This is a genomic window from Nostoc sp. PCC 7524, from assembly GCF_000316645.1.
Taxonomy (GTDB): domain Bacteria; phylum Cyanobacteriota; class Cyanobacteriia; order Cyanobacteriales; family Nostocaceae; genus Trichormus.
This window is the reverse complement of sequence record NC_019684.1, coordinates 6,505,148-6,518,056: the sequence shown is the minus strand read 5'-3', so window position 1 is coordinate 6,518,056 and position 12,909 is coordinate 6,505,148. Positions and strand designations below refer to the sequence as shown.

The 12,909-nt window shown below is 41.3% G+C and carries 9 protein-coding genes and 1 tRNA gene; 2 read left to right on the top strand and 8 right to left on the bottom strand.

All coding sequences use genetic code 11. From position 1 onward, the window contains the following. Positions 1-430: 430 nt before the first annotated feature. The 5 genes from NOS7524_RS30855 to NOS7524_RS26675 form a co-directional block, all read right to left on the bottom strand. Positions 431-712: a transposase gene (locus tag NOS7524_RS30855; protein ID WP_235622437.1), complete on the bottom strand. Its 282-nt coding sequence runs from the start codon at positions 710-712 to the stop codon at positions 431-433. 35 nt (positions 713-747) lie between these two features. Next, on the bottom strand, positions 748-1,500 hold the full coding sequence (locus NOS7524_RS29755; protein ID WP_015137665.1) for an IS630 family transposase: 753 nt from the start codon (positions 1,498-1,500) through the stop codon (positions 748-750). 223 nt (positions 1,501-1,723) lie between these two features. Beyond that, positions 1,724-1,794 (bottom strand) — tRNA-Gly (locus NOS7524_RS26685). Positions 1,795-1,843: 49 nt separating this feature from the next. Then, positions 1,844-3,067 carry a hypothetical protein gene (locus tag NOS7524_RS26680; RefSeq protein ID WP_015141598.1) on the bottom strand — a complete coding sequence of 408 codons (1,224 nt, stop codon included), beginning with the start codon at positions 3,065-3,067 and terminating at the stop codon, positions 1,844-1,846. Between the two features lie 37 nt (positions 3,068-3,104). After that, complete coding sequence (locus NOS7524_RS26675; protein ID WP_015141597.1) at positions 3,105-6,578, bottom strand: response regulator; 3,474 nt, start codon at positions 6,576-6,578, stop codon at positions 3,105-3,107. Positions 6,579-7,512: 934 nt separating this feature from the next. Here NOS7524_RS26675 and NOS7524_RS26670 point away from each other — a divergent pair. Both NOS7524_RS26670 and NOS7524_RS26665 read left to right on the top strand, forming a co-directional pair. Continuing rightward, complete coding sequence (locus NOS7524_RS26670) at positions 7,513-8,130, top strand: GNAT family N-acetyltransferase (RefSeq protein WP_041555980.1); 618 nt, start codon at positions 7,513-7,515, stop codon at positions 8,128-8,130. 758 nt (positions 8,131-8,888) lie between these two features. Then, positions 8,889-9,428 carry a hypothetical protein gene (locus tag NOS7524_RS26665; protein WP_015141595.1) on the top strand — a complete coding sequence of 180 codons (540 nt, stop codon included), beginning with the start codon at positions 8,889-8,891 and terminating at the stop codon, positions 9,426-9,428. Positions 9,429-9,448: 20 nt separating this feature from the next. Here NOS7524_RS26665 and NOS7524_RS26660 read toward each other — a convergent pair whose 3' ends face one another. The 3 genes from NOS7524_RS26660 to gor form a co-directional block, all read right to left on the bottom strand. Further along, positions 9,449-10,588 (bottom strand): histidinol-phosphate transaminase, encoded by a 1,140-nt coding sequence (locus tag NOS7524_RS26660; RefSeq protein WP_015141594.1) that lies wholly within the window; start codon positions 10,586-10,588, stop codon positions 9,449-9,451. A 127-nt stretch (positions 10,589-10,715) separates the two neighbouring features. Continuing rightward, on the bottom strand, positions 10,716-11,390 hold the full coding sequence (locus NOS7524_RS26655) for a YqiA/YcfP family alpha/beta fold hydrolase (protein ID WP_015141593.1): 675 nt from the start codon (positions 11,388-11,390) through the stop codon (positions 10,716-10,718). Between the two features lie 44 nt (positions 11,391-11,434). Further along, positions 11,435-12,811 carry a glutathione-disulfide reductase gene (gene gor / locus NOS7524_RS26650; protein WP_015141592.1) on the bottom strand — a complete coding sequence of 459 codons (1,377 nt, stop codon included), beginning with the start codon at positions 12,809-12,811 and terminating at the stop codon, positions 11,435-11,437. Positions 12,812-12,909 lie beyond the last annotated feature (98 nt).

The window sequence follows — 12,909 nt, the reverse complement described above, 5'->3', positions numbered from 1 at the left end:
ATTTACACTTTTTCTGAGGTACTGTTTGATTGATGGTGTGAATGCCGCCAATCATTACTATTTGTCAATGGTGAATCAACGTTGATGACAAAAAGCCATGTAAATCCGTAAAAGTGATGTAATCAGCTTTCCGTATTTATATGGGTACAAATAAAAATTAGTGTTAGTTTGCGCTTAACCATATGAAATTATACTGAGTCAGCCGCAAAGCTTATGTGAATTATTGATAAAGAATAGCTAAATAGTTTGGTGAAGATACTTAAGGGCTTAATCATACTTAACCCACAGTATATGTCTAGGCGATCGCTCAAGTCTCTGCCTGGCATTGATATATTAATAGCGATCGCATAACCATTAATTGTGACTACGTAAATCCTCTTAAAAATCGAATTTCGGTATAAGTATAGTATAAAGATTAGCTAATACCAATTCACGAAAAGCCTGATACAAATAAAGCATCAAGAATAAAATCCCAACCTGTGATAGAAGCAACAACTGATGTGTTTAATTGTTCCAATCGCTTCCAGATAAATTCTCTTAATTCATCTAAATTTGAGAAGCTTTCCCAAGTTAGATGCCTTTTAACTTCTTCCCACAATCTTTCTATTGGATTAACTTGAGGTGTATGTGGAGGTTGAAATAACAAAACTATGTTTTCTGGTATTTTCAGATGCTGACTTAAATGAAAAGCCCCATTGTCTAACTGAAGAATATGAATATCTTGAGCATAAGTCTGGGAAAATTTTTCTAAAAAATATTGAAACAGGCTGTATTCAAATGAGAGAATTCCCAGATAAAATACTCTCCAGTTAAGGGTTCCACTAATCCATATAAGTAAAAATTATCCCGCTTCCATTGCATAATGCCGATGGGCTTGACTCCTTTTTTAGTAATTAGTCTCCCAGCTTCAGTCTTCAATCCCACACGGCTTTCGTCCCCACACCAATATCTCATTGTTTTTTGCCTATCTACTGGTGCTATGACGTGTTTTTTATTACTTCTAGGTATTGTGGCAGTTTTTTTAAATTCTGATTCTGCTTCGCTATCGTATTTAATACCTACTGCTCGCGGCACTTTTAGCTTTGCTTTCATTTGATAGCGCACTGTATCATGTACTACTTTATATGATGCTTCTATCCCTTCTACTGCTTTTAACCATGTTCGGATTTCCTCATAACTTTTGAATCCCTCCGATTCTTGAAGCTCTTTGTCTAGCTGCTCTCTTACTTGTAAGCTAATTATTGCAGGTCGCCCTGGACTCTTTAGAGTTGTTAATAGACCCTTGATTCCCGACTCTTGATAATTTTTTAACCATCTTTGTACCGTTACCCTTGCCCTTCCTACTACCACCGCTACATCTTGTATTGTTTTCACTTGTCCTATTTTCAGCAAATACAAAGCTTGAATCCGTTCAAAACTTGATGCTGTTTTTTGTTTTAAGAGCAACTCATGTAATTCCTCTACTGACTCTTTTATTTCTACTTTGGTTACTCCAGCCATCTTTGCTCGTTAATATTTATTCCTTATTTATCTGTATCATACTTTTCGTGAATTGGTATAAAGACTTGTTTTTTTTCACTTCATTATGGTGGAAGCTTAGATAACCACCAGCTTTTACATCCCAAATTTTTGTCTACTTTTAGTGCATAGGTACTATTAAAATAACTATCCCATAAATACAAAAACCCTTGCAAGGCTTATCTCACAAGGGTTTTAGTCGTTAAGCGGGCGGCGGGAATCGAACCCGCATTAATAGCTTGGAAGGCTATAGTTTTACCACTAAACTACGCCCGCAATTTTTAACCCTATTAATATAGCACTATTTGATTTAAGATTCAAGTCCCTAATTAGCTTTTACAGACTCAATGGTGATCCATATATAACAATTACTCAAGTCTATGGGTTTACCATCGCGGCTTTGAGATGGGAGACAGCTTTCGTTCCTCATCACCTCGTTGATCAGTTGCTCGTATAAACTTTTTTCACTTTGTAAGCTAGCTGGTTCGATGCCTAGAACTACGGCTTGCTGGAAGTTGCCATTTTGATCAATGACTAAACTAGCTAATAACTTTGCAGGCTGAAGCTTAGAATTGTTAGGAAGATAGCTAGGATCTAGAGTTTTTGTCTGACTGCCCTGGTATACAGCAAAAACATCAGGTAAGTCATTATCTCCGATTTTCCCCTCCTGTATGAGTTGGCGCACTTCAGTGTCCGCGATAGGAAACACAGTAGCTATAGATCCGCCAACAGTTGGAGTCGGTGAATTGCTCCCAGATGGAGTATTGGGAGTGTCAGGATTAGATGAATTATGATCACTTGAATTACTAGCATTTTCTCCATTGGAACTGGATAAATTGTCTACAGGAGAATTACTTGCGGTTTCTCCACTAACATCAGAATTATCATCACTGGAATCACTAGCAGTTTCTTCATCCAGAGTGCGTGGTGTTTTCTCTTCTACTGCTTCTGACTCGGCGAGTTGTTCTGGCGTAAGAGATGGGATATTTGATGGTAATGGCGTTCCCTGCCCCAGTTCGATATCTTGACGACGATTCCAAGGCAGTTCATTCAATGGAACTATGGCTGTTGGTGATGGAGTTGGTTGTGTAGTTTCTGGTTGGGATTGTGGAGTTGGCTGTGTAGGTTCTGGGGTTGGTGTAAAGGTAGTGTCTGGTTGAGGAAATGTTTCTTCCGTAAAGGCTTGTGTATTGGGTGGAGATGTATTGCTACTGTTTTCTTGCTGAACGCTACCACCAATATTTAAACCTTGCTCCTGTTGATTTGTAGATGTGGGTGGTGCTGCTGCTTGTTTAGTTGCTGGTGGTGGTGATTGTGGTTTGGTGGTTGATGACTGAGGTGAAATTTCTATCAACTCAATGGGAGCGATCGCTTGGCTTTGTTGGGGAAACCAAAATCTCAAGGTATTAGACGATCGCATCCACCAAAAGGCTAGCAAATGCAGAGACAATGAGCCTATAGCTACAGCCATCCACAACCCTGGGGGATCTTGATGTCGTCGCCAAACTTGGGCTGAAATGGGAGTTTTATCCGCAACCGATGTTGTCATATTAAATTTGATACCAAATATCTTCCGGTGCTTTGACTCACACTTTAATTGTTAAATTTGGTGTTACAGCAAAGGTTAAAACTGTTTCATCAACTCCTTTGAGTTTGAGTGGACTACCCTTAGTGATTTCTTCATCCTGTAAATAATCCGCCACGGCAGCCGACACCAAAATAGTACCGGGAACAGCAGCAGCTTGCAATCTCGCTGCAATATTCACACTAGGCCCGATCGCAGTATAATCTGCTCTCTCAGCACTACCAAACATTCCCACTACAGCCGTACCTTGGTGAATACCACAACGGAATTGCACTCCACCACTGTTATCAGCATCAAATATACCTTGGTCTCGCCATCTCTGGTTTAACTGAGCCAAGGAACTGTGCATGGCTCTAGCCGTATTCACAGCGCGGCGCACCTGTTCATTTGGTGTTAGTTCTTCTGGCGCTCCATATAAAGCTAAAATAGCGTCCCCCATAAATTTATCCACGGTGCCGCCATTATCAAACACCGCTTTTGTCATAGATTCTAAATATTCATTCAACAATTCTGCTACCCTTCGGGATCTGAGGGTATTAGCTAATTGTGTAAAACCCACAATGTCACTAAATAAAACTGTAATTAAGCGTGGTTCTGGTCGCAAATCCAAGCTCAAAGAACCCGCAGCCGCTTTTGCCACCAATGCTGGTGGCAAAAATCGTTTGAGAACTGATTCTGTCAAGTAAGTGTTGAGTTCCAAAACCCGCCTTTCATTTTCTTTCAAGGCTAGAAGATTGCGAACCTCCGCTAGAAGTTCCCGATCATTAAATGGTTTGGCTAAATAAGCATCGGCTCCATGTTCTGTGCCTTCAATGCGGGTTTCTTCATCAACTTTAGCTGTCAGTAAGATGATGGGTGTGCCTTTGAGCTTTTCTTCACTCCGGATCATCCGAATCATTTCTAGTCCCGTCACCATTGGCATCATTAAGTCCGTAACAATTAAGCTAGGAGCAATTGTTTGTGCTTTACCAAAGCCTTCATAACCATTTCGCGCTGTCTGAACTTGATAACCACTGCGGCGGAGGATATCAGATACATAGGTTCGCAAATCTGGGTTGTCATCTACAACTAAAATTGAGTGCTGACTATCGACGTTTGTAGATGCGGCTGTTGCTTCTGGCTGAGGATTCTGAGTTTCAGTAAGTAGTGATAAATTAATACTTTCTATATGTTCCGTAGTTGACTCTACCAGTTCTAAATCAGCCAATTCCACATAAGCGCGGCTAGTATTGATTTCAACTGGGGTATCGGAGACTTGTTGTGTGGGTAAATGTGTATTACCTACAACCAGCCATAAGTTAAAGGTGGTGCCTCTACCGTAGACTGATTCGACTGTGATTTTGCCACCATGCAGTTCTACTAATTCTTTAACTAGAGCTAAACCTAAACCACTACCTTCATAGGAGCGATTTTCTGAGCCTTCAGCTTGGCGAAATCGCTCGAATAATTGCGGAATCTGCTCTTGAATAATCCCAATTCCTGTATCTTGTACTTGCAATATGCAATGGTTGTCTTCTGGTTGGAGTTTGACGCTGATGGAGCCACCTTCAGGTGTAAACTTCATGGCATTTGACAGCAGGTTGTAGACCACTTTGTCAAATTTTTCCATATCTAAGTACACTGTGGGGCATGGATTCAATTCTGCCACCAGATGTAGTGATTTTTTCTCACAGTAGGGACGAAATGACTCGACTATTTGACTAACAAACTCGACAAGATCACAGGGACGGAAACTGGGTTGCATTCTGCCAGCATCGAGGCGTTGTAGATCCAGTAGTTGATTGACGAGTCTGAGCAAACGCCGGGAGTTACGCAAGGCGATCGCACTTTGGCTATAAGATAATCCCTCGCCTGTATTGACAGCTGACTCTAATGGCCCTTGAATTAAGGTGATCGGAGTGCGGAATTCATGGGAAATATTTTGAAAAAACTCGGTTTTTTGTTTATCTAATTGTAGTAAACGCTCGGCTTGCTCACGAGTTTTTTGGTATAAGTGTGACTGCTGAACGGCGATCGCGGCTTGTGCGGCTACGGCTTTGGCTAACTCAATATCAGATGCGAGCCACCGTCTAGCTTGGCAACTTTCTCGCAGGGTGATACTACCAATACATTTGCCATCAGCGACTAAGGGAACAACCATGAGCGATCGCGCTGCCATTTTTCCAAGTAAATCAAACCCTTGGATATCTGAGGTAAAATGGCTCAAATCAGCAATAACTACAGGCTCATGGGTTCGCAATATGGCTTGCAGAATCGGATTTTCTAAAATTGGTACCTGTGATTCCGGTAATTCCCATAACTCATGTTTGATTGGTGAGTTGGAATTATCTAAATTGTGAGAGCTATCATACAAGCCCACACATTGGACATACTCATCTTCCTCTGTCCATAAAGACAAGACACAGCCATCCACTTGTAAAGCTTGTCCTAGTTGTTGAGTAATAGCTGCAAAGATATCTTGCGGATTCAGACTAGAGCGAATCGCTGTGGTAATTGTATTAATTAAGGCTTCTCGCTTGGCTAGCGATCGCACTTGCTCGTAGGCGTAGGCTTGCGACAGAGCCAGAGCTGCCTGATCTGCCACCATCAACACCAGCTGCACCTCATCTTTTTCCCAAACGCGAGCTTGATGACACTGATGCAGTGCTAACACTGCCATCAACTTTTGTTGCCAAATTAGGGGTACTACTAAACTAGAGCAGATGTGAGCAGAAGCAAAAGCAGTGGCTCGTTTTTCTAGTTCGGGGGTATCTCCATGAATGCGCTCATCACCTACTACATCATGAATGATCTGTACCTCGCGGGTTTCCCACACAGTATCAGCTAGAAGTAGCTGGGTACGGGTTTCCTGGCTAGAGCTATACTCTGGTGCAACTTTCTGGTAAATAAACCCTTCATCTACTAATTGCTCATCTTGGAAGGGACGTAATAAACAAACATCCACCTCTAACATATGACCTACTGTATCGGCGATCGCTTGTAAAATTTGTCGATAGTCTAAGGCACTGCGAATTGTATTTGTCACAGTGTTCAGTAGTGACTCTTGACGTAGGGTACGGGTGAGTTCACGAGTCCGAGCTTTGAGGACATTATGAGTATCCAGGGCTTGACGAACTACAGCTTTGAGTTCTTCCGCTTCCCAAGGTTTGGTGACATATTTGAACACCTTACCCGCATTGATTGCTTCCACCAAGTCTTCGACATCAGTGTAGCCCGTTAAAATAATCCGAATAATATCTGGATATTGAGTTGCCGTCAGGCTTAAAAATTCGGTACCACTCATGATCGGCATTCGCTGATCAGAGATGATCACTGCAACCTCTCCCTCTTGCGCCAGCAAGTCCAGAGCCGCAGGGCCAGATGTTGCCCTCAGCACCTTATAGTCGCGATAGAAGGTGCGGTAAAGCAAGTCAAGGTTGTCGGGTTCATCATCAACAACCAAAATTTTCGGCTTACTGTTTACTTGGGATTTCATGCACCGCTTTCCTGCTGTAATGGCAGTCGGATAAAGGTTAATCTGATCAGGGAGTTAGGTTGCTGAGTCAGTAGAAAGCAGAACTTTGTTACCAATAAGGCTATTGGGCTACAAAACTGCTGAGTGTAGAAGCATCTATTCACAGTAATTTGCCTCAATGGCTTGTGTGGACTGCCATTTGTGCTAGTGCAGTGCAATTAGGTTCATCACGAGTTTTTGTGTTATTGATTGGATACTGACCAAATTTGGTTTCACCTCCGACAACAATTTTCCAATACCATATACAGCGATCAAGCCTAGCTACAAGACTAGATGAAGCTGCATATTAAGTTTTCCCGTTGTGGTTGTTGCACTAACAATTTTAAGTAAATTTTATTTCTACCAGTTATGGTGGAGTCATCAGTCTGACAAACATAAGTCCTCATACTAGGTATATTGTTAGACCAATATATTTTGCCAGTTTAACGCTCAAAAATATTATTCGGACAAATGATATGACCAGGGAGGCGAATCAGTGCCAGAATGGGGGATGTAGGGGCAATTGACTCTATACCTGAATACTGAGAATTATTTAATACGCTCTTAATTATGTGTTTTACTTTTCTTTAGATAGGCATTTTTCGTTATATTAAACTAATTTATTGGTTTTGGTGGTGTTATCGTTGTTTATTGTAGTCATACTACCGTCAGCAGGCGATCGCTGGTTTTATGGTTATAAAAGAATAATAATTTTCTAGTTTTTGGACTTTAACTGGTAACTTGTAATGTTGAAAGTCTTAGCTATGCAAAAGCTTACAACTCAAGCAGTTTTTTAAGTTACTAGACCTTTAATTTGTTAAATTTTACAATCTAATCTTGATTTTTCCATAGTTTGTCCATTGTTTTAGGATATTTGAGAAAATTTTCATTGCAAAATATTAATACTAAACTAGCCTTGACAAATTGGTTCTTTGACCCATTACAAAACAAAAAAGTCACTGCTTCGTCGGAGGCAGGTTTCTACCAACTCCAAGTTCGTAGTGCGACAGTTGCTGATTTGACTGGTATTGCCCAAATTATTGCAGAAAGCTTTCACTCTCAGGATGGTTTATGGCGATGGGCTTTTCCTCTGCTCCGTTTGGGTATTTACGAAGATATTAGACATCGCCTATCATCTTTAGCACCCCATCACAGTTGTTTGGTGGCTGTCCACACTACTGCTAATGGCACTCAAGAATTAGTGGGTACTGTAGAAATAGGTGCGCGTTTCAGCAATTCCGGCACACAGGTGAGCAGGAATTTCCTCTACCTCTCGAATTTAGCAGTTCACCCCCAATATCGTAGGCATGGGATAGCATCAAAATTACTTGTTGGCTGTGAACAGGTATCACAGGATTGGGGGTTTCACGACTTGTATCTTCATGTTTTAGAAAATAATTATCAAGCACGACAGCTATATTTCAAACTGGGATATCAGGTACACAAAGTAGAATCTAATTGGAATTTCTTTGGGCTGAAAAACTCTCGGCAGATTTTATTGCATAAACACCTGAAGCAAGATTCAACTATCTAAATTTTCTTTGGCAAAGTTTTTGAAGCAGCTAGTTGTGTATGATCGATGAAAACTTGCATGATGATGATTTTTGGTAACTCACGCATCAACGAAATCTACAGGCATATATTCAACCGAAAATTGTATGTGCAGTTTTTCAGGTAAACAAATCAGCACAATACCTTACTAATTTGGCTAAATAAGATGGGTGTTTCTAAAATATGCAGTACATAGCTAGATTCGTGCTATCCCCTGAGTTGACAATAGGTACCAGCAATGTGATATCACCTCAATAAGCGGCAACGGATATCATGAATTTTGCTATTACTGAGTTCTATATACTCAATTTTTATAAATCATTAAGGCTGGTATTTTAAAAATTTCATGGCAAAATATTATGTTGGTGTGAACATGATATGTGCAGCATTTGTAATCTAAATTCTCTCAAATGTCTCAAAATATAAAAGCTAAACTATAATGGTAGTATCAGTAAATTTACGTTGAAAAACATTTCAATCCTTATAATAACTTATCATTTCAGATATTCATCTTTATAGAAACTTTAAGAAAATTTGAGTTTAATTTGAAGACAAATTCATTTAAATCAAATAGAATGTGATCACTCAACGATTGAATCACATCTGTTGATTTATATCTTAGTTACAACTGACTAAAAGATTCTTCTTACTAAGAAAAATCAAAAAGTGGGGTGGATTTAATAGAAATTTTCCACCTGAAAACAGCAAATCTACTCAATTTATTCAAAAGTTTGAGCAAACATGGATAGCGAAAAACTCCGCCGCTATCAAGTTACTATGGTATCAACTTACTTCTCTGACACAAGTCGCCTTGAAAGTTTTGTAGTGCCGAATGGAACTGAGCAATCATATGGCTCAGATGTTCTGACACGTTTGCATAGTGGAAAAGTTTTTATTGTCAATAGTCGTAGGCGGAATGGTCTCATACTCTTTAAACGCTACCATGCAGAATTTGCTGGGCCAGGAGCATCAGTTGGGGGAGATTATGATTGTGATTGTCAATGGGTAATTCCAATAGGAAACTTGTCTTTACTGACACCTGAAACTTATGAAGAGCGTCAGAAAGCTTTCTTAATTAGGCGACAGTGGATTAGGTTAATTAAACAGATTACAGAAGATCCTGTTCCTCAGCATCGCGTGCAGAAGATTTTGGATCAGTTTGAGCAATATTTTCCATCAGAAATGGTTGCGAATATACCTAATATTGCCTTTGCTTTATTGGTGGGAGTGCTACCTCAAACGGTTGGTATGGTGCGCCGTTGGGGTAGCAATGTAGATTGAAAATGGGCATTGGGTATTGGCTATTGAATTGTTAAAGCTGCTTGTATGCGGTTAAGTGTGCGTAAATTTTCTTCAGGTGTACCAATAGTTATTCGTAATCCGCCACTAATTGCACGTACAAGAGTGCCTTGGCTTTTGAGTTGTTGATGAAGATTATTTAAAGTATTGTCTGGTGAGTGAGAGTTACTGGTTTGGAGACGCACGAAAATAAAGTTAGCAGAACTATCGGCAACTTGTAATGCTGGGTGTGGCGATAAAGCTGCAATTAGTTTGGTGCGCTCATTCAATGTTTGAGGAATTGAATCCAGCAACAGTTGACGATTTTGTAAAGCAACTAATGCAGATGCAATTGAGAAACTAGGGAGATTGTAGGGTAAGCGGACTTTTTCTAAGATAGCGATCGCTTCAGGATGAGCTATGGCATAACCAACGCGCATAGCGGCTAACCGGAAAGCTTTGGAAAAGGTACGTAGAATTACCCAATTGGGACGCTGTGCTAACTCACTAACTAAAGTTGTTTGACTAAATTCAAAGTAAGCTTCGTCAATTACCACCAAAATCTCCTCACTGAGACTGCTTAACCAAGTTAACTCATCAGGAGTTAAGGGATTAGCTGTGGGGGAATTGGGATGAACAACAAACACTACCCGAATGGGAGGATTTTGAGTTTGTGCGATCGCAGACTGAGCCTCTGTTAAGTTAATTTCAAAGTTGTGGGGATTTCTAGAAACTGTCACTACGGGAATACCCAAAGTTTGTGCCAAAATCCCATACATGGAAAAAGTAGGATTGGCAACCAGAATTGAGCCTTCCCCTTTTAAACAGGTGGCAATTAATAGAGAACGAATTAATTCATCGGAACCATTACCCACAGATATATTGTCAGCCGTAAATAGCGACGAAATACCAGCCGACTCATTAACGTATTGAGCGATCGCATTTTTCAGTGACTCATGTCCACCATCGGGGTAACGATTGGTTTCTATCACCTGTTGATAAGTCCAAGCCAACTTTTGTTTTAACTCAGATGGCAAATCGTAAGGACTTTCATTAGTATCCAGGCGATCCAACTGCGCTGGTACTGCGGCAGATGTATCACTACTGGGGTGTGGTTTATAAGCGTTAAATTGGGCTAAATCTGAACGTATAAAAGAAAGCATAGTTTTAGTCAATAGTTAATAGGCAATAGGCAATAGGCAATAGGCAATGGGCAATAGGCAATAGGCAATGGGCAATAGTCATTCTCCCCTGCTCCTCTGCTCCCCTGCTCCTCTGCTTCCTCATCTCCTAATCACTGTGAGAGTCTATCATTCTACCGCTTCCGGGTAACTGACAGAAATGGTGGATGGCTTGCCAAATTTCTTCGGTGACATTACCTAGGGAGTGATCGCTGTCGAGTTCGACTAAATTTACCCAAGGGCGCGATCGCTGGAAATCTTGACTGGCGGTAATGGGGATGACTTCATCTTGTTTGCCATGCAAAATTAAGGTGGGGATGGGACGTTGTAGGAGTGCTTCTTGATATTGATCTGCATCTGTCACGAAATTGTAACTTAAAGGTAGCGATCGCCCTTCGCCATAGTGGTGAACCATGATCTGCTTTTCTTGTTGCCAACGCTGTACTGCTTCATTGCCTAACTTGGGCAACCAATGAGATAAAAAACCAAAAGCTGGGGCTAGTAATATTAAGCGTTCTACTTTTAAATATTGCTGTCCTAAGTGAGCAGCAGTCAACCCACCCAAGCTTGAGCCAATCAGCGTTACTGGAGCAGAATCATCAGGAAATGCTGTTGTTACTTGTTGAATTTGACGAGTGATTGTCAATTGGGAGAATTCCCCAGCATTGAGATCAGGAATTGTTAATGGGATCTGAAATTGAGCAAAGCGATCGCTAATATCTTGTGCTTTGGCAGACTTCGGACTGGAAGCAAAACCATGTAGGTAAATGTAATGGATAGACATGAACTAATTGTTTTGACTATTGCCTATTGCCTATTGCCTATTGACTATCGCATAGTCACAAATTCTTCGGCGGCGGAGGGATGAATCCCGACAGTAGCATCAAAGTCTTGTTTGGTTGCGCCCATTTTGACAGCGATCGCTACACCTTGGATAATTTCGGCGGCATCTTCGCCCACCATGTGAGCGCCTAGAACCTTGTCGGTGTTGGCATCTACTACCAATTTCATCATTATGCGCTCTTGTTTACCTGTCAAGCTGTGGTACATGGGACGGAAGCGGGTGCGATAAATGGTTACTGCGTCACCGAGTTTTTCCCGTGCTTGAGTTTCAGTCATGCCAACTGTAGCTGCTTGTGGGGTGGAGAATATGGCTGTCGGCACGGTTTCATGACTGAATTGGCGGCGCTGGTTGCCAAATTCACTATCAGCAAAAGCGCGTCCTTCGCCAATGGCTACGGGGGTTAGGTTTAAGCGATCAGTAACATCGCCGACAGCAAAGATATTGGGTTGATTGGTTTGACTATATTCATTCACAGCGATCGCGCAGGTAGTGCAGTATCCCGGTTCTTCTACGGAACTAGGAACAACATCAACCCCAGCGTTTTGTAAACCGAGTCCTTCTACATTGGGATATCGGCCTGTAGCCACCAAGCAGACATCGGCAATTACTGCTTCTTCATGTTCTCCAGATAACTTTAACCGCAAACCTTCTGGCAGTTTTTCAATGGCTGTCACCTCAGTATTGGGGACAATTTTAATACCGTGATTGCTCATCCCTGCTTGAATATCTGTGCGGATGTCTTGATCAAATCCTTGCAAAATGAGGTGATTACGGACAATATGTGTTACCTCAGATCCCAAACCGCGCATGATGCCCGCAAATTCTGTACCGATATAACCAGCACCAATGATGGCGATGTGTTTTGGTTGTGTTTTTAAATGGAACATTTCGTTGGAGGTAATGCCGTATTCCATCCCTGGTAAATCTGGTTTGCTTGGTCTACCACCAACAGCAATTAAAATTTTATCAGCTGTAATTTTACGGTCATTAATTTCTATGGTGTGGGGATCTAGTAAGGTAGCATAACCAGGGATCAGTTCTACCCCTGCTTTTTCTAAAAGACTGATGTGCAGTTGTGAAAGTCGTCGGACTTCCTTGTCGATGGATGTAATGAAATGCTCCCAGTCCAAACGGGGATGATCTACTGTCCAACCGTAACCTGCGGCATCTTCAAATAGAGATAGGAAGTGAGAGCCATAAACCATGAGTTTTTTCGGCACACAACCGCGAATTACACAAGTTCCACCAACTAGATCGGTTTCTGCGATCGCTACTTTTGCTCCATAGCTAGCTGCCCGTTTGGAAGCTGCCAAACCGCCAGAACCACCACCAATAACAAATAGGTCATAATCAAAAGTCATAGTTATTTTGTATCTAAGTTGTATTCAAAATATAGCTATTGTCTGGAACTGCTGAGTGGGTATTAGTCATGAGTTTTTCTCCCCTGCCGCCCCAATCC